We start from the raw sequence: 16,335 nt of genomic DNA on the forward strand, positions 1-16,335 counted from the left end.
ACCACCCCGACGGCACCACCACCAAAGCCGGCAACGACGGCTTCGCCCCCGGCACCCACGACACCGACAAAACCGACCTCGACCCCACCGACGCCCAGGACCGGGGTGTGCGGAACAACTCGATCACCGACCCGCCGGAGGGCCGCGACCCCACGCCGCAGCGGAGCGTCGAGTGGGACCCGCCCCAGGACCTGCCGCGCGTGGACCTCGACGTGGACCCGAACCAGCGCGTCCTCGACTTCAACGGCGGGCCGCCGCTGGAGCCGAACTCGCGCATCGTCGTGCACAACCCGGACGGCTCGGTGCGCGGCACCTACTACACCGACGCCAACCGCAACGTCACGCACGTCGACACCAGCGTGCCGAACACCCGCAACAGCTCGGGCGTGCCGGTCAACCCCGACACCGCCCGGCCCGAGCCCGGCGTGGTGTACCAGGTGGACACCGGCGTCAGCACGCACACGTTCCGCGGCCAGGAGATCCCGAACGCGAACGCGCCGCGGACCGACACCGGCACGAGCACCGACGCGCACACCGGCACGGACGCGAACACCGGCAGCGACACCGCCACTGCCACTGCCACTGCCACTGCCGACACCACCACCCCCGACACGGACGCGCCGGGCACAACGCCGGAGAACCGTCCCGCCGACCGCTTCGACGACTTCGACCGGACCGCGACGCCACCCGCCGTCGAGTGGGACCCGCCCGGCGACCCGGACGGCACCTACCGGACGATGCCGCCGCACGAGAACTACAACCCGGCTCCCCCGCCCGACGGCGACGGCCCGTTCTCCCTGCGCGGCAACGACCCGGACAACCCGCTGGAGAGCAACGCCCGCTACGACGTCTACAACGAGAACGGCGACTGGCACGGCACCTTCTACACCGACGCCGACGGTCGGGTCTCGCACGTGCACACCTGGTCGGGCAACAGCCGGCACGGCTTCAACCCCGAGCTCGGCACCCAGCAGACGTGGGACGCGGGCCTGCCGGTCCCCGCGCCGAACACGACGTTCGCGGTGGGCCCGCGGCACATGGAAGGCATGGACCCGACCGTGCCGCAGCAGATGTACCGGACCGACGTGCACGGCGACACGGTCGCCGCGAGCGGTCGCCCGGTCTTCCCGCCGAGCGGCACCACGGCCGAGGAGTTCTGGGGCCCGCGGCGCGGTGTCACGCCGGGGTCGCCCGGCGAGGGCGTCCAGCCCGACACCGGCCGGATCGCCAGCGGCGGCCCGGAGGGCTTCAAGAGCCCGACCGCGGGCGAGTACGCGCCGTACAACTACTACGGGAACCGGCACGAGCTGTTCAAGTTCGACGGCGGCCACATCGTGCCGTTCGAGGGCGGCGGACCGGGCGAGCGGATCAACCACGTCCCGCAGTGGGCCTACGAGAACCGCCCGATGAAGATCGACGACGGGCCGACGGACAACACGTGGCGGCGGATGGAGGAGGACATCGCGCGCCGCTCGGCGGTCGACGGCACGACGGTGGACCGGGTGGACTTCTTCGCCGAACGCACCACGCCGGACGTGCACACGCCGGACAAGCTGCACGTGCGGTACCACTTCACGGTGTCCGACCCGCCGCCGCCCCGCACCGTGCAGGAGATCAGGAGCTTCCACAATGTCCCCGAACCCGCCAGGAACAACCGTGTCGTCCTCCCGCCGCCAACCCCGTGACCTGCTCCAGGAAGTGGGGCGCGACCTGATCGAGGCGTGCCCGGAGGGCTGGTTCCGGATCGACCTGCGCGCGTCGGTGGCCGTCACCACGGACTGGCTGGCGCTGACCGTGCTGATGCCCGACCACTCCAGCCCGCCGGTCGACCCGCCGCTGTCGGTCGGCCGGACGCTGCGGGAGCTGCGCGAGCTGATGTACGTGGAGGGGCGGGGCACGTGGTTCTCGCTGCGGTACACGGTGGACCCGCCCGCCGAGTTCCACGTGGTCTACAACCACGACTTCGACCCGAAGTGGTCACCGGACCTGAGCCCGCGCGAGTGGGCGCTGGACCTGGAGCACTTCCCGCGCGACCCGGAGCACGTGCCGGGTTGGCTGCGGGACAAGCTGCCGACCGACGACCAAACCGGTGCGGGATACTGACGCCATGACGCAACCACTCAACCCGGTCCAGCAGGACGAGCTGTTGCAGCTCATCACCGAGCGCCTGGTGCTCGAGCTGCCGGCGGGGTGGAGCCACCTGCAGGTCGACCACAAGTCCGTCGGCGACCACGTCGAGGCGGGCGGCCTGCTGCGCATGGCGAACGGCGGCATGTTCGGCTGGGACCTGCCCGAGGAGGTCCTCGACCTGTTCGCGCGGTTGCGCGCCGGGATGGCCCGCCCGGAGCGCGGCACGTGGTTGCACGCCACCTACTGGCTCGACTACCCCGACAAGTACTCGATCGAGTACAACCGCCAGGACGAGCCCCGGTTCCGCACCCCGCCGCCGCCGCAAGCCTACGGCCGGGAGCTGGAGATCTTCCCCCGCGCCGACGAGCACGTCCCCGACTGGCTCCGCGCGGCCGCCCGCGGCTGAGCCCGTCCCGGGCCGACCGGGCAGCGACCTTGCCCCGGCGGTGCCCTCCGAGCCCTGCACCGCCGCCGTCACGGCAGGCAGGGTTGGCCCGGACGGGCTGGACGGAGGGACGATGCGGGCACGCAGCCGGGACGCGAGGCGGGGCGGACGACGGGCGGAGGACCCCGCCCCGGACGTCGAGGTGGCCCCGGCGGCGGCCACGCCGGTGCTGTGGTTGCAGCGGACCGCGCGTGACGCGGCCGGCGGGCATGCGGGCGATGGGGTACTCGGGCGGCGGGCACTCGGCGCAGGACGACCTGGCCGTGTACGCCGAACGCTGGCGTGAGGCGTCCGCGCTGCCCTGGTGGCAACCGCGCTCCACCCTGCTCCGGGAAGTCGACCGCGCGTTGCGGGCGTGGGCGCACGGCTACCGCTCGGCACCCGACGCGGCGGCGAACCGCGTCCGCCTGGGCCAGGTCCTCGCCGCGATCGGCCGGTGGCAGCAGAGCAAGATGGGACGCGTCTCGGCGCGGAGCACCTTCGTGCAGCGGTTGACCGAGTTGGTCCAGGACGCCCTCCGGGGGCCGACACCGCCCGACGAAGCCGAATCGGCGAGGAAGGGCAAGGCCCGGCAGACCGAGGACGACGCCTCGTCCGACCACCGGCACCCGCCGGTCGACGCCGTCGACGACGACGCCCAGTTCGCCCGCATCCTCGACGAGCTCCGGTCCATCGCGCAGACCGGGCACCTCCAGGGCTCCGACCAGGAAGGCGCTGCGGGCCCGTCACGCCGGCCGGACCCGGGCACGACGCACCTCGGCGAGGACAGCCAAGAGCCCCAAGCGGTCGGGGAGACCGAGGCCGAGGTCGGCGAGGTGCGCGAGTGGCCCGGCACGTGGACGCGGGAGATCCGTGAGCTCGACCAGGGCAACAACCTGCTGGGTCCGAACAACAAGCTCCTGCGCCGGCTGCGGGCCGACGACCCGACGAAGTACGCCGACCACATCCGCAGGTTCGTCGCCTCGCTCGCCGACCCCGGCGCCCCGGCGGTCGACGCCCGGGACATCCTCTACGAGCTGCGGAACGAGGCCCGCACCCCGGCGCAGGTGAGGGCCGGCGAGAACCGGAACTTCCCGGTGTGGGGAGGTCCCAGCAGCCTGCCCACCGGGCTGCACAACGACCTGCTCGAACTGATCAACGCCAAGCTGCTGTGGCAGTCGGGGGACCGGCGGCTGCACCCGTGGCCGTTCAACGCGGCCGGCAAGAAGCCGGACTACCTGGTCGGCGACGACCCGGCGGAGCCCGAGGAAGGGGTGGGCGCGCAGGAGTTCTACGAGCGGGCGGAGGACATCGGCGACCACGTCCGCGTGGCGACGACCGTGTCCGGCGAAAGCGGGGTCGACCAGGTCGTCAAGAACTTCGGCAAGGAGGTGGGGGCCAAGCTCTCGACCTACCCCGACAAGGACCGGCTGCGGGTGATCGTGGACCTGCACGAGAACATCGCGCTGCACCCGCGCCCCGAGTCGTCCAGCGGGGCTGCCCCGACGCCGGAAGCCCTCCGGCAACGGCTGCTCGAACAGCTCCGGACCCTGCACGCGAACAGGCCCGGGGACACGGCGAGGCTCACGCAGGTGGACGCGATCACGCCGGACGGGGTGCTGACCTTCGTGCCGGGTGACTGGACCGCCGACAACGGGCCGGAGACGTCCTCGTAAGGGCGACGCACGAACGAGTGATTTCGGGTGTGCTGGTCGCCCTCGTGCCGGTGGGATGTCGACCAGCGCGCGGAAGCGTCGCGAAGACGAGGGGGTGCGGTGGACGGTCCGGGGTTGAGGCGACGCACGTTCCTGGCGCCTCCCGGCGCGGGTCTGGCGGGGCTGGGCCTGCCCGGGGTGGCGGCGGGACGCGGTCACCGTGCGACGGTGGCGGTCCTCGGTGGCGGGGTCGCCGGCATGACGGCCGTGCACGGGCTGGCCGAGCGCGAGTTCTCCGTGACGCTGTACTAGCGGCGCGCGCTGGGCGGCAAGTGCCGCAGCATCCCGGTGCCCGGCACGGGCCGCGGCGGTCGGCGCGACCTCCCGGGCGAGCACGGCTTCGAGTGTGGAACGCGCCCCTCCTGGCCGCCGACCCGCAACTGCGCCGCGACGACGTTGGAGACGCAGTGGATGGCCGGTTCCATGCTCTACTTCGACTGGCCCACTCCCCTGGTGCACGGGCACGTCTACTACATCCACGCGCCCTGGTCGTTGAGCTCGATCAGCCAGGCCGCGTTCTGGCCGGACCGCGACTTCCGGGCCGACCACGGAGACGGCCGCGTGGCCGACTGCCTGTCCGCCATCATCTCCGATTGGGACGAGCCCGGCGTGCTGTTCGGCCGGCCCACCAAGGAGCTGACCGAGGAGCAGGTCGTCCGGGAGGTGCCGGCCCAGCTGGAGCAGCACCTCGACGACTCCGGCCGGACCGGGCTGGACGAGTCCTCCCTGATGACCTGGTTCCTGGACCCGGGTCTGAGCGGTGTCGGCGGCCCGAACCCCGTCAACGCCGGCGACTACGTCCGGGCGCCGATCAACCGCGCCGGCATGGAGGCCGCGAACAGCTCGGCGCGCCTCGCGGTCAACGCGTTGCTGGACGCGGCGGGTTCCGGCGCTCCCCGCGCGGTCGTGCACGAGCTGCACCGGGCACCGGAGTTCGAGCTGCTCAAGGCCGAGGACCAGGTGAACCACCGGTTGGGCCTGCCCAACACGTTCGACCTGCTCGACCTGCCGGTGCCCTGACCGCGCGGTGTGGCCGGGTCACGTCCGGCGGACCCGCTTGCGCCGCGCCAGGACCACCGTCGCGACGCCGGCCGCGGTGAGCAGCGCGGCGAGCGCCACCGCGGTGCCCACGTGGTCCACACCCGTGGAAGCGAGGCCGGTCGGCCGCGGCGCGGAGGCCGCCGGTGACGTCGTCGGCGGGACGGTGGCGGTGGTGGCGGGAGTCCTGGACGTGGTGGGCGGTGGTGGTGCGCAGGCTCCGTCGGCGGTCGGGTCGACGGCGCCGACGGCGATGGTGAAGACGTCCCGGTCGCCGACCGTGCGGCCGTCGGTGAGGGTGGCGGTGACCTCGACGGTGATCCGGTAGACGCCCTCCGCCCCGAACGCCCAGTTGGCGTGGGCGTGGGTGCCGAGCGGGACCGTGACGGCGTCGGGCAGCCCGTTGCCGGAGTCGACCAGCACGGTCGGGGTGATGCCGGTGAGGAAGACCGCCACCTCGCCCGGACCGTCCACGGCGGACCAGCTCACCCGGACGTCGCCGCGGACGTCACGCGGGTCGAGGGACTCGGTGTTCCAGCCCGCCCAGACCACCCCGGGGACCTGGGTCTGCGGGATGAGCCACACCGGTGCGCCCGGCGAGCCCAGGAACGCGTAGGCGGGATCGGTGGGCACGGTGTTGCGCGCGGCCGGGACCAGGTGCAGCACCACGTCGGCGGGATCGCGCCACACGGCCTGGTCGGGTCCGGCGGTGCCGTCCTTGACCCGGGTGCCCAGCTTTCCGTCGACGAGGCGTGGGGCGATCAGGTCGACGTGGCCGCTGTCGAGGACCACGCACGAGGTCGGTGGCGCGGTGGTGGTCGTAGTCGGGCCCGCCGTGGTGGTGGTCGTGGTCGTGGTCGTCGTCGTCGTTGTTGTGGTGGTGGTTGTCGTCGTGGTGGTACTGGGCGGTGTACCGGTGCCGGGTTCGACGGTCGCGGGGTCGACCGCGCCCACGGCGATGGCGTAGGTCGTGGTGTCGCGCAACGGCGTCCCGGTGGAACCGGTCGCCTCGACGGTGAACGTGAGCCGGTAGACCCCCTCGGCGGAGAACGTCCAGTTGGCGTGCGCGTGGGTGCCGGTCGCCAGCGGTTGTCGCTGCGGCAGCGGCAGGGACGTGTCGAACACGCGTGGCAGCGGCTCGCCGACCGGGCCGGTCTGGAACACGGTGAGCCTGCCCGGCGCGGGGCTGCCGGGCGCGTCACCGCCGATCGCGTCCAGCGTCCAGCTCACCGAAGCCGGGTCGACCTGGTCGGCGGTCAGGGCCTCGGTGTTCCAGCCGGCCCACACCACGTTCGGGTCCTGGACCTCGGGGATGAGCCACAGGTCGCTGCCCACCGGGCCGAGGAAGGCGTACTCGGGGATGTCGGGGACCTGGATGCGCGACTCCGGCTTGACGTGCGTGACGACCCGTTCCGGGTCCAGCACCGCGGGCGGGGTGGTGTTGCCGTCCTTGTAGCGGATGTCCAGCGCGCCGTCGACCACGACCGGCGCGAGCAGGTCCACGTGCCCCACGTCGACCACGGGCGTGGACCCCTGGGCGAGGGCCGGGGCGAGGGACAACGCGGCGAGGGCGGACACCGCGAGGACGGCGGCCGCGGCTCGTGCGCGGGTCGGGGTGGTCACGGGTTCTCCTTGGCGGGGCGGCGGCGGGCGAGCACGAGGGCTGCGACGCCCGTGACGACCAGGACGAGGGCGAGGCCGGTGGCGGCGGGCACCGAAGCCGGGCCGGTGGACGCCAGGCGGTTCGCCGTGCCGGTCTGCCGCTCGGTGGCGGGCGGTGGTGGGGCTTGGCCGCCGTCGCCGACGACGAAGGTCAGGGTTTCCGCGTCGGTCAGCGCGGCGCCGTTCGCACCGGTCGCCGTGACGGTGAACGCCAGCCGGTAGCGGCCGGGTTCGGCGAACGCCCAGTTGGCGTGGGCGTGCGTGCCGAGCGCGACGGGCAGCGCGTCCGGCAGGCCGTCGGCGCTGTTGAAGACGACCTCCGGCGCACCGAACGACCCGGTGGTGAACAGGCCGAACGCGCCCGGACCGTCGACCGCCGTCAGCGTCCAGGTGACCGGGCCGGACACCTCGGCCGGGCGCAGCTCCTCGGTGTTCCAGCCCGTCCACAGCAGGTCGGCGTTCTGCGTCTGCGGCAGCAGGAACACCTGGTCGCCCGCACCGCCCAGGAAGGACAGCGCCGGTTGCGCCGGGAGCGCGGTGCGCGCGGCGGCGGTGACGCGGAACTCGACGTCGGCCGGTTCGCGCCAGGTCGTGACGCCGGTGACCGTGCCGTCCTTCACCTGCACGCGCAGGCCGTCCGGCAGCAGGCGGACCGCGACGGCGTCGACGTGGCCGCGGTCCAGGGTGACCCGGCCGGTGGCCGTGGCCGGCTGCTGCGCGGCGGCCTCGACCCGGGGCGCGGGGGCTTCGGCGCGCGGTTGCGGCGCGACGGCGGCCGGGGTGACGGCCGGCTCCTGCGGCAGCGCCCTCGGTTCGTCGGCGGTCGCGGGCCGGGCGGCGACGGACACCGGGTAGTCGCGGGTGGCGGTCAACGGGCTGCCGTCGAGCGTGTGGGCCGTGGCCTCGACGCGCAGCACGTGGTCACCGGGCGGCGGCGCGTCCACCTCGACGGTCCCGCCGGCGTCGACGGGCACGACCACCGGCTCCCGCTCCGGCGCGGCGGACGCCACCACCGAGACCCGCAGCCGCACGGCGTCGCCGAACACGGTGCCGGGTTCGATGGCGGTGGTGTCCCAGCGCAACCGCACCCGTTCGGCCTCGGCCGGCACCACGAGCGGGTCCGGTGGCGCGTCCAGCGCCAACGCGCCGTTCTCCACGTCCAGCACCGCGTCCGGCACGGGTTCGGCCGCGGGTTCGGCCGCGGTGGCGGGCGCGGTCATCAGCAGCGCGGCGGCCACGCCGACCAGCGCGCCGGTCCGGTGCGCGGTCACGACTTCTCCTCGACGAGAACGGGGGCGGCGGCCCGGCGGGGTCGGGTGAGCAGGCCGTGGCGCGGGGCGAAGAACCAGCACAGCAGGAACACCGCGGTCAGGGTCAGCACGATGAGACCGCCGGCCGCCAGGTCGAACGCGTAGGACAGGTAGAGGCCCAGCACGCTGCCGCCCGCGCCGATCAGCGGCGCCAGCAGCATCATCACGCCGAGCCGGTCGGTGAGCAGGCGGGCCGCCGCCGCCGGTGTGACCAGCAGGGCGAGCACCAGGACGTTGCCCACCGCCTGCAACGAGATCACGATGGCCAGGGTCACCATCACGTGCAGCACCACGTCCAGCCAGAACACCGGCAACCCCACCGCGCGGGCCTGCTCGCGGTCCAGGGTCGCGGCCACGAACCGGCCGTTGAACAGCGCCGTGCACAGCAGCACCGCCGCGCCGATCACCGCGACCGACACCACGTCGGAATCGCTGATACCCAGGATCGAGCCGAACAGGAACGACTCCAGCGAGCCGCCGTAGCCGGGCGCGGTGCTGAGGATGACGATGCCCAGCCCGAACGACGCGGCGAAGAAGATCCCGATGACCGAGTCCTCCTTCAGCCTGCGGTTCTGCGTGAACACCGCGATCAGCAACGCGGTGACCACGCCCGCGACCGCGCCGCCGAGCACCAGGTCCAGCCCCAGCACGAAGGCGACGGCGATGCCCGGGAACACCGAGTGCGCGACCGCGTCGCCGATGAACGCCATGCCGCGCAGCACCACGTGGCTGCCGATCACGCCGCACACCACGCCCGACATCAACGCCACCAGCAGCGCGCGCCGCCAGAAGTCGTACTCCCACGGCGCGGCCAGCGCTTCGAGGAACGCGGTCACCCGGTCACCCCCCACGCCTTGAGCAGCTGCCCGGCCCGGTCCAGGCCGAACGTGCGCAGCCAGATGTCGGTGTCGGCCAGCGCGGCCGGCTCGTCGTCGGCCACGACCACGCGGTTGAGCAGGCACAGCCGGGTGCACAGCGCGGTCGCGGCGGCCAGGTCGTGCGTGGTCATCAGCACCGCCACGCCCTCGTCGCGCAGTTCGGCCAGCAACGTGCTCAGCAACTCCTGCGTGGGCGCGTCGATGCCGGTGAACGGCTCGTCCAGCAGCAGCACCCGAGGCCGCAGCGCCAACGCGCGGGCGACCAGGACGCGCTGCCGCTGACCGCCCGACAGCTCGCCGACCGGCCGGGTCCTCAGCTCCGCCAGGCCGACGCGGTCCACCGCACCGGCCACCGCCTCGCGGTCGCGGGCCGTGCGGCGGCGCAGCAGGCCGGCGAGGTGGGTGCGGCCGGTGGCCACAGCGCCTTCGACGGTGATCGGGAAGTCCCAGGCGAACTCGTGGCGCTGCGGCACGTATCCCAGCGAGCCCTGCGCTTGGCGCGGCGCGCGACCGCCGACCACCACCGTGCCCCGGTGGACCGGGACGAGGCCGAGCGCGGTGCGCAGGAGGGTGGTCTTGCCCGCGCCGTTGGGGCCGATCAGGCCGACCAGCTCACCGTGCCGCAGTCGGAAGTCCACGTCGGACAGCACCTCCCGGCCGCCCAGGTGCACGGTCGCGCCGGTGATGTCCAGCACCGGGTCAGTCATCGGTCCTCCTGGCGGCACGGCGGGAACGGGCGACGAGTGCGGCGACCGCGCCGGCCACCACCACGCCGCCCAGCGCGATCCACACCCACGGCGTGCCTTCGGCGGGCGGTGCGGGAGTGGCGTCGGACGGCGGGGCGCTGGACCCGGTGGTGGGGAACGCCGCCGCCGGGTCACCCGGTCCGACGTGGACCTTGAGCGTGGCGCGGTCCGAGCGGCCGTCGGCGGTGGCCATCTCCACGTCCAGCGAGTACGCGCCGGGCGCGGTGAACACCCAGTTGCCGTGCACGTGGGTGCCCGCCTCGACCCCGGTCTCCTGCGGGTAGGGACGTCCGCTGCTGAAGATCACCTCCGGCGTGCCGAAGTTGCCGGTCAGGAACAGCTCGAAGCGGCCGGGCCCGTCGACGCCGTGCAGCCGCCAGTCCACCTCGCGGCCGACGACCTCGGCGATGCCGGGGTCCTGCGTGTTCCACCCCGGCCACACCAGTCGCTGGTCCTGCACCTGCGGCAGCACCCAGACCTCGCCGCCGGGCGTGCCGAGGAACGCGTACGCCGGATCGTCGGGAACGGTGACCTTGGCCGCGTCCGCCACCTGGAGCACCACGTCGGCGGGCTCGCGCCACACCGGGCCGTCCCCGGTGTCGTCGCGGAGTTGAAGGGTCCACTCGCCGTCCACCAGGCGCGGGCCGAGGTCGACGTGGCCGTCGGCGATGACGACGGGCGTCTCGGCGTGCGCGACGGGAGGGGCGAGCACGAGGGCGGTGGTGGCGAGCAGGGCCGCGATCAGGCGAGGCACCGGGCGATCTCCTCCGCGTTGTGGCGCATCATGGCCGCGTAGTCGCGGGTGCGGTCGTCGAAGGAGTCCCCGTACAGCAGGCACACCCGGACGCCCTGGTCGCGGGCGACCTGGGTGAGCACCGAGCCGCGCTGGGCGAGGTTGGGTTCCATGAACACGGCGGGCACTTCCAGGTTGCGGATGGTCTCGGTCAGCTTGCGGACGTCCTCGACGCTGGGTTCCTGCGCGGGATTGGGCACCACGAACCCGGCCACGGTCATCTCGTAGGCCGCGGCGAAGTAGCCGAAGCCGTCGTGCGTGGTGACCAGGTGGCGGCGGTGCCGCGGCACGGCCGCGACGGTGTCGCGGACCCGCGCGTCGAGCTCGTCGAGCCGGGCGAGGTAGTCGCGGGCGTTGCGGTCGTAGTCCGCCGCGCCGCCGGGGTCCGCGGTGCGCAGGGTGTCGCGGATCAGCTCGGCGTAGGCGCGCCCGTTGCGCACGTCCTGCCACAGGTGCGGGTCGATCTCGCCGTGCACGTGCTTGCCCAGCACCGCCTGCGGCAGCTGGTGCACCGACGCGCCGCCGCTGCCCAGGAACGCGAACCGGGCGTCGTCGGGCACGGTCGTGATCGCCTTGTTCGGCACCTCGATGACGGCCTGGGAGGCGGGCACGACCTCCTGGGTGGTGCCGCCGGCGCGGTCGTTGAACGTGTAGAGCTCGCCGGTGTCCAGGTCCACGGTCAGGTCCGTGTGCCCCTCGTTCAGCACGGTGCCCGCGATGCCGGTCGGGTCGACGCCCACCGCGAAGGTGAACGTGCCCTCCCCCAGCGGGGTCTCGTCCCCGCCGTTGAGCAGCGAGGCGCGCAGCGTCAACCGGTAGGTCCCCGGTGCGGTGAACGCCCAGTTGAGGTGCGTGTGCGCGGCGGGCGGCAAAGTGGTCGAGTCCACGTCGGACAGTCCGTCGCCGGAGTCGAAGTACACCACCGGCTTGCCCAGGGACTCGGTCAGGTAGGTCACGAGCTTGCCCGGACCCTCCACCGCGGTCGCGGTCAACCGCACCTCGGACGTCCGCGTGGCGCCGCGCTCCTCGCCGTCGCCGCGCACGCGCAGCCCGAGCCACAGCACGTCGAGCCCGACGTTCTCCACCAGCGGGATCACGTGCGCGCCGTAGGTCTCCGACGCCTCGGCCAGCGAGACGTTCGGCGTGCCCTCGCGCGCGTTGGCGTCGATGGCCTTGATCAGCCGCTGTTCCTCCAGCAGCAGGTGGTTGGTGAACGTCACGTCCGCCGCGGCGGCCTTCTTCGCGTCCGCCGGCGTGGGCTCGTAGGAGTGCGGGTCGCCGCCGGGCGGGACCAGCGAGTCCACCCGGACGCGCTCCCCGCCGACGTTGCGCACCAGGTCGGCGAGGATCTCGGTGGTGGTGACCACGGACAGGCCGTCGCCGTCGCGCCGGTCCTCCGCCGACGTGCACGCGGTCACGGTGAGCAGGACCGCGCACCAGGACGCGGCAGCCCGTGAGGGCGCACGCACTCGCATGTGTTCTCGAACCTCCAGACGCCCGGCACCCGACCGGTGGGGCACCGCGAACCTAATCCGAACGACAATCGTTTTCAATACGCCATCCGGCCCCATCGACAACGGTTGTCGTTCGCAGACTGGGCCGTTCAGTCGTGTTGAGAACGATAATCATGTGCAAAGCTCGTCCCGCGGTCCCCCTCCGGACCGCACCACCCGCACGATTGGAGTGCACCGACCTTGCGCACGACCGCACGCATCGCCTTGCTCCTGACGGCGGTGACCGGCCTGTCCGGCCTCGTCGCCACCACCGCCAACGCCGCACCCGTCGTCACGATCGACACCGGCCACGTCGACGTGTTCGGCGTCGCCTTCGAGGACGGCGAGTTCCACCTGCACGTCCACGACGAGGCCGCCGAGGCCGAGTACGAACCGGGCGAGGTCCTGCTCGTCGCCAAGTCCGCGGCGAAGACCACCGTGCCCGCCGACCCCGCCTACTCCTTCCTCGGCGCACCCGGCGCGCCGGTCTGGGTGCTGCCCGAGGTCGAGGACCCGAACCTGCTGTGGCCCGGCATCGCCGCGGAGGAGGTCGAGCCCGGCGTCTTCGTCGACGGCTCGCTGCGCCTGCGCGTCGTGACCGTGTGCGGCCCCGACGACTTCAGCATCTTCACCACCGACGCCGTCGGCGCGCCGACCGTGCTGGTCGACAGCAGCAACGGCCTGCCCGACCGCATCGACCTGACCCCCGGTGGCCACCAGCACGCCAACTGGGCGTTCGAGGCGGCCGGCACCTACAGCGTCACCGTCCGCGCGGTCGGCACCCTGGCCGCGACCGGCGAGCGCGTCGTGTCCGCGCCCGCCACCTACTCCTTCAAGGTGAACCGATGATCGCCCGCCTCGCCGCCGCCGCGCTCGCCGCGGGACTCGCCCTGGTCACCACGGGCACCGCACACGCGACCACCCTCTCCTCCGGCCACGTCGACGTCATCGACGTCGACTGGACCGGCAGCGCCCTCACGCTCGACCTGCGTGACGGCACCACGTCCCCCGCGGTCGACCGCGACCCGTCGACCGTGACGCTCAACGCCGTCCCGGCGAGCAGGTCCACCGTCCCCTCCGGCAGCGCGTACTCGTTCCTCGGCGCGCCGGGGTCGACGTTCTGGGTGCTGCCGCAGAACTCGGTCAGCGGAGTGCTGTGGCCGGGCTTCGACACCTCGGGTGTCCCGTCCGGCGCGCTGCTGAACAACTCGGTGAGCGTGAAGCTCGTGTCGGTCACCGGCCCCGCCGACTTCAGCGTCTACACCACCGGCTTCGGCGGGTCGGTGAGCGTGTGGTTCGACAGCGGCAACGGCCTGCCCGACAGCCGCACCCTGGCGATCAACAACCACGCGCACGCCAACTGGGCGTTCGAGGCGGCGGGCACCTACACCGCCGTCTTCGAGGTCACCGCCACCACGGCGGCCGGCGGTGCGGTCACCACCGGCCAGAAGAGCTACACCTTCACCGTGCAGCCCTGATCCACTCCCGAGGTCGCGGTGCCGCTCGGCGAGCGGCACCGCGACTTCGTCGTGCACCACCGGCGGCGGACCTCCGATGGATCACGGCGTGGTTCTGGTAGCGCTCCCAGAGGTCGAGCCTGCTTGCGCCGGCTCGACCTCGGCACAGCCGAAACTTTTTCGACCCAGCGGTTGACAGCACAAGAGCGACGTTCGTACCGTCTACCCACCACCAGGATAGCGCTTTCCCAGGCCATCCGAGGCAAAGTTGAATCGTTTCATAATCGACGGAGACGTCGTCCCCGGTGCTCGTGGTCACGGGGGACACATCAAGGCATTTCTGGGAGCGTTCCCAGAAATGACGGAGCGAATGGAGCAACGGTGCTCATCAACTCGCGAGTGCGGGTGATCGCCGCCGCCACGGCGATCAGCGCGCTGACCGGCGGCCTCGTGGTCGCGGGGGTGGCCTCGGCCGCCCCCGGCTGCAAGGTCGACTACACGGTGCAGAACAAGTGGCAGGGCGGGTTCACCGCCACCGTGACCATCACCAACCTGGGCGACCCCGTGGACGGGTGGCGGCTGGCCTGGGCGTTCCCCGGCTCCGAGCGGTACAGCCAGGGCTGGAACGCGGTGTTCACCGCCTCGGGTGCGAGCGTGACCGCGTCCAACGTGGACTACAACCGGCAGATCGCCACCGGCGGCACGGCGTCGTTCGGGTTCAACGGCACGATGACCGGCGACGTGGTCGGCACGCCGTCGTCGTTCACCCTCAACGGCACGACCTGCACGGGCAACGTCGACCCGACCAGCACGACGACCACCACCAGCACGACCACCAGCACCACCACGACCACGACCACGGACCCCAATCCCGGGACCGGTGATCCGACGGGCCGCAAGCAGGTGGAGCGCCTGGACCGGGGCCTGATCAGCGTCCGATCGGGCACGGGCAACCTGGTGAGCTGGCGGCTGGTGGCGGGTGACTCCCCGTCGACGGGCTTCAACGTCTACCGGGGCACCACCAAGCTGAACTCCTCCCCCATCACCGCGTCCACCAACTACCTGGACGGCGGCGCGGCGGCGGACGCCTCCTACACCGTGCGCGCCGTGGTGAACGGCGTCGAGCAGCCCGCCTCCCCGGCGTCGCTGGGGTTCGGCTCCGGGTACCGGGACGTGCCGATCTCCCCGCCCAGCGGCGACCACAGCGCGAACGACGCGAGCGTGGGCGACCTGGACGGTGACGGCGATTACGAGTTCGTGCTCAAGTGGGATCCCAGCAACGCCAAGGACAACAGCCAGGCGGGCGTGACCGGGAACGTCTACATCGACGCCTACCGCTTGGACGGGACGCGGTTGTGGCGGATCGATCTGGGTCGCAACATCCGGGCGGGTGCGCACTACACGCAGTTCCAGGTCTACGACTACGACGGTGACGGTCGGGCCGAGGTCGCGATGAAGACCGCGGACGGCACGCGGGACGGTCGGGGCACGGTGATCGGCAACGCCTCCGCCGACTACCGCAACTCCGACGGCTACGTCCTGTCCGGCCCGGAGTTCCTGACGATGTTCAACGGTCAGACCGGGGCGGCGATGTCGACGGTGAACTACGACCCGCCACGCGGCACGGTGTCGTCGTGGGGCGACAGCTACGGCAACCGGGTGGACCGGTTCCTGGCGGGCACCGCCTACCTCGACGGCGCCCGCCCCAGCCTGATCATGGCGCGGGGCTACTACACCCGCGCGGTCATCGCCGCCTGGGACTTCCGCAACGGCACCCTGACCAAGCGCTGGACCTTCGACTCCAACGCGTCCGGTAACGGCACCTACGCGGGCCAGGGCAACCACTCGTTGACCATCGGGGACGTGGACGCCGACGGCCGCGACGAGATCGTCTACGGCGCAGCCGCGATCGACGACAACGGCCGTGGGTTGTGGAACACCCGGTTCGGCCACGGTGACGCGGCCCACCTGGGCGACCTGGACCCGTCCCGGCCGGGCCTGGAGTACTACAAGGTCTCCGAGAACAGCAGCCAGCCCGGCACCTGGTTCGCCGACGCCCGCACCGGCCAGGTGCTGTGGCAGACCGCACCGGCGGGCGACAACGGCCGCGGCGTCTCGGCCGACGTCTACGCCGGCAGCCCCGGTGCGGAGTCGTGGTCCTCCGCCGACAGCCAGATCCGCAACACCCGCGGCACCGGCATCGGCCGCAAGCCGTCGTCGGCGAACTTCCTCATCTGGTGGGACGGCGACCCGACCCGCGAGCTGCTGGACGGGACCAGGGTCGACAAGTACGGCACCGGCGGTGACACGCGCCTGCTCACCGGCTCCGGCGTGCACTCCAACAACGGCACCAAGTCGACCCCGTCGTTGAGCGGCGACATCCTCGGCGACTGGCGCGAGGAGGTCGTCTGGCCCACGACCGACAACCGGGCCCTCCGCATCTACGCCACGCCGAACCAGACCGACCGGCGCATCCCCACGCTGATGCACGACACCCAGTACCGGGTCGCCATCGCGTGGCAGAACACCGCCTACAACCAGCCGCCGCACCCCAGCTTCCCCATCGGCGACGGCATGGCCACCCCGCCGTGGCCGGACGTGCACTACGCCGGCTGACGGCCGACCGGCCGGGTGGGCCCGAACTCCGGGCGCACCCGGCCGGTCTTGGCAGTGCCGGGACCTCTCCGGA

At 72.7% G+C, this 16,335-nt stretch carries 15 protein-coding genes; 9 read left to right on the forward strand and 6 right to left on the reverse strand.

Annotated elements, in window-relative coordinates; all coding sequences use genetic code 11:
• From ACIQMJ_RS39145 to ACIQMJ_RS39170, 6 genes are all read left to right on the forward strand, one after another.
• The coding region (locus ACIQMJ_RS39145) for a DNA/RNA non-specific endonuclease (RefSeq protein ID WP_499766077.1) at window positions 1-1,685 on the forward strand (1,685 nt) is incomplete at its 5' end.
• On the forward strand, window positions 1,657-2,103 hold the full coding sequence (locus ACIQMJ_RS39150; protein ID WP_499766078.1) for a hypothetical protein: 447 nt from the start codon (window positions 1,657-1,659) through the stop codon (window positions 2,101-2,103). The genes ACIQMJ_RS39145 and ACIQMJ_RS39150, both read left to right, overlap by 29 nt.
• A gap of 4 nt (window positions 2,104-2,107) precedes the next feature.
• On the forward strand, window positions 2,108-2,536 hold the full coding sequence (locus ACIQMJ_RS39155) for a hypothetical protein (protein WP_499766079.1): 429 nt from the start codon (window positions 2,108-2,110) through the stop codon (window positions 2,534-2,536).
• A 230-nt stretch (window positions 2,537-2,766) separates the two neighbouring features.
• The gene (locus ACIQMJ_RS39160) at window positions 2,767-4,230 is read left to right on the forward strand and encodes a hypothetical protein (protein WP_499766080.1); all 1,464 of its coding nucleotides are present in this window, start codon (window positions 2,767-2,769) and stop codon (window positions 4,228-4,230) included.
• Between the two features lie 114 nt (window positions 4,231-4,344).
• Window positions 4,345-4,521, forward strand: coding sequence for a hypothetical protein (locus ACIQMJ_RS39165; RefSeq protein WP_499766081.1), 177 nt, complete (start codon window positions 4,345-4,347; stop codon window positions 4,519-4,521).
• Window positions 4,522-4,680: 159 nt separating this feature from the next.
• Window positions 4,681-5,289, forward strand: coding sequence for a hypothetical protein (locus ACIQMJ_RS39170; RefSeq protein ID WP_499766082.1), 609 nt, complete (start codon window positions 4,681-4,683; stop codon window positions 5,287-5,289).
• 18 nt (window positions 5,290-5,307) lie between these two features.
• Here ACIQMJ_RS39170 and ACIQMJ_RS39175 read toward each other — a convergent pair whose 3' ends face one another.
• From ACIQMJ_RS39175 to ACIQMJ_RS39200, 6 genes are read right to left on the reverse strand one after another with little or no spacing between them, the layout of a single operon-like run.
• Window positions 5,308-6,930, reverse strand: a complete 1,623-nt coding sequence (locus ACIQMJ_RS39175; RefSeq protein WP_499766083.1) for a choice-of-anchor M domain-containing protein — start codon at window positions 6,928-6,930, stop codon at window positions 5,308-5,310.
• A complete protein-coding gene (locus ACIQMJ_RS39180; RefSeq protein ID WP_499766084.1) occupies window positions 6,927-8,240 on the reverse strand; it encodes a choice-of-anchor M domain-containing protein in 1,314 nt (437 codons plus the stop codon). The genes ACIQMJ_RS39175 and ACIQMJ_RS39180 overlap by 4 nt, the downstream gene beginning before the upstream one ends.
• Window positions 8,237-9,115, reverse strand: coding sequence for an anchored repeat-type ABC transporter permease subunit (locus tag ACIQMJ_RS39185; protein WP_499766085.1), 879 nt, complete (start codon window positions 9,113-9,115; stop codon window positions 8,237-8,239). The genes ACIQMJ_RS39180 and ACIQMJ_RS39185 overlap by 4 nt, the downstream gene beginning before the upstream one ends.
• Complete coding sequence (locus ACIQMJ_RS39190; protein ID WP_499766086.1) at window positions 9,112-9,864, reverse strand: anchored repeat-type ABC transporter ATP-binding subunit; 753 nt, start codon at window positions 9,862-9,864, stop codon at window positions 9,112-9,114. The genes ACIQMJ_RS39185 and ACIQMJ_RS39190 overlap by 4 nt, the downstream gene beginning before the upstream one ends.
• A complete protein-coding gene (locus ACIQMJ_RS39195) occupies window positions 9,857-10,657 on the reverse strand; it encodes a choice-of-anchor M domain-containing protein (protein WP_499766087.1) in 801 nt (266 codons plus the stop codon). Before ACIQMJ_RS39195 ends, ACIQMJ_RS39190 begins: the two co-directional genes overlap by 8 nt.
• Window positions 10,645-12,171 (reverse strand): anchored repeat ABC transporter, substrate-binding protein, encoded by a 1,527-nt coding sequence (locus ACIQMJ_RS39200; protein ID WP_499766088.1) that lies wholly within the window; start codon window positions 12,169-12,171, stop codon window positions 10,645-10,647. The genes ACIQMJ_RS39195 and ACIQMJ_RS39200 overlap by 13 nt, the downstream gene beginning before the upstream one ends.
• Window positions 12,172-12,390: 219 nt before the next feature.
• Here ACIQMJ_RS39200 and ACIQMJ_RS39205 point away from each other — a divergent pair, with 219 nt between their 5' ends.
• The 3 genes from ACIQMJ_RS39205 (at window position 12,391) to ACIQMJ_RS39215 (ending at window position 16,262) form a co-directional block, all read left to right on the forward strand.
• Window positions 12,391-13,038: a choice-of-anchor M domain-containing protein gene (locus tag ACIQMJ_RS39205; RefSeq protein WP_499766089.1), complete on the forward strand. Its 648-nt coding sequence runs from the start codon at window positions 12,391-12,393 to the stop codon at window positions 13,036-13,038.
• Window positions 13,035-13,667, forward strand: coding sequence for a choice-of-anchor M domain-containing protein (locus tag ACIQMJ_RS39210; protein ID WP_499766090.1), 633 nt, complete (start codon window positions 13,035-13,037; stop codon window positions 13,665-13,667). Before ACIQMJ_RS39205 ends, ACIQMJ_RS39210 begins: the two co-directional genes overlap by 4 nt.
• A gap of 360 nt (window positions 13,668-14,027) precedes the next feature.
• Window positions 14,028-16,262: a rhamnogalacturonan lyase family protein gene (locus ACIQMJ_RS39215; RefSeq protein ID WP_499766091.1), complete on the forward strand. Its 2,235-nt coding sequence runs from the start codon at window positions 14,028-14,030 to the stop codon at window positions 16,260-16,262.
• Window positions 16,263-16,335: the final 73 nt, after the last annotated feature.

The sequence above is a fragment of the Actinosynnema sp. NPDC091369 genome (assembly GCF_044757065.1).
GTDB lineage: Bacteria > Actinomycetota > Actinomycetes > Mycobacteriales > Pseudonocardiaceae > Actinosynnema.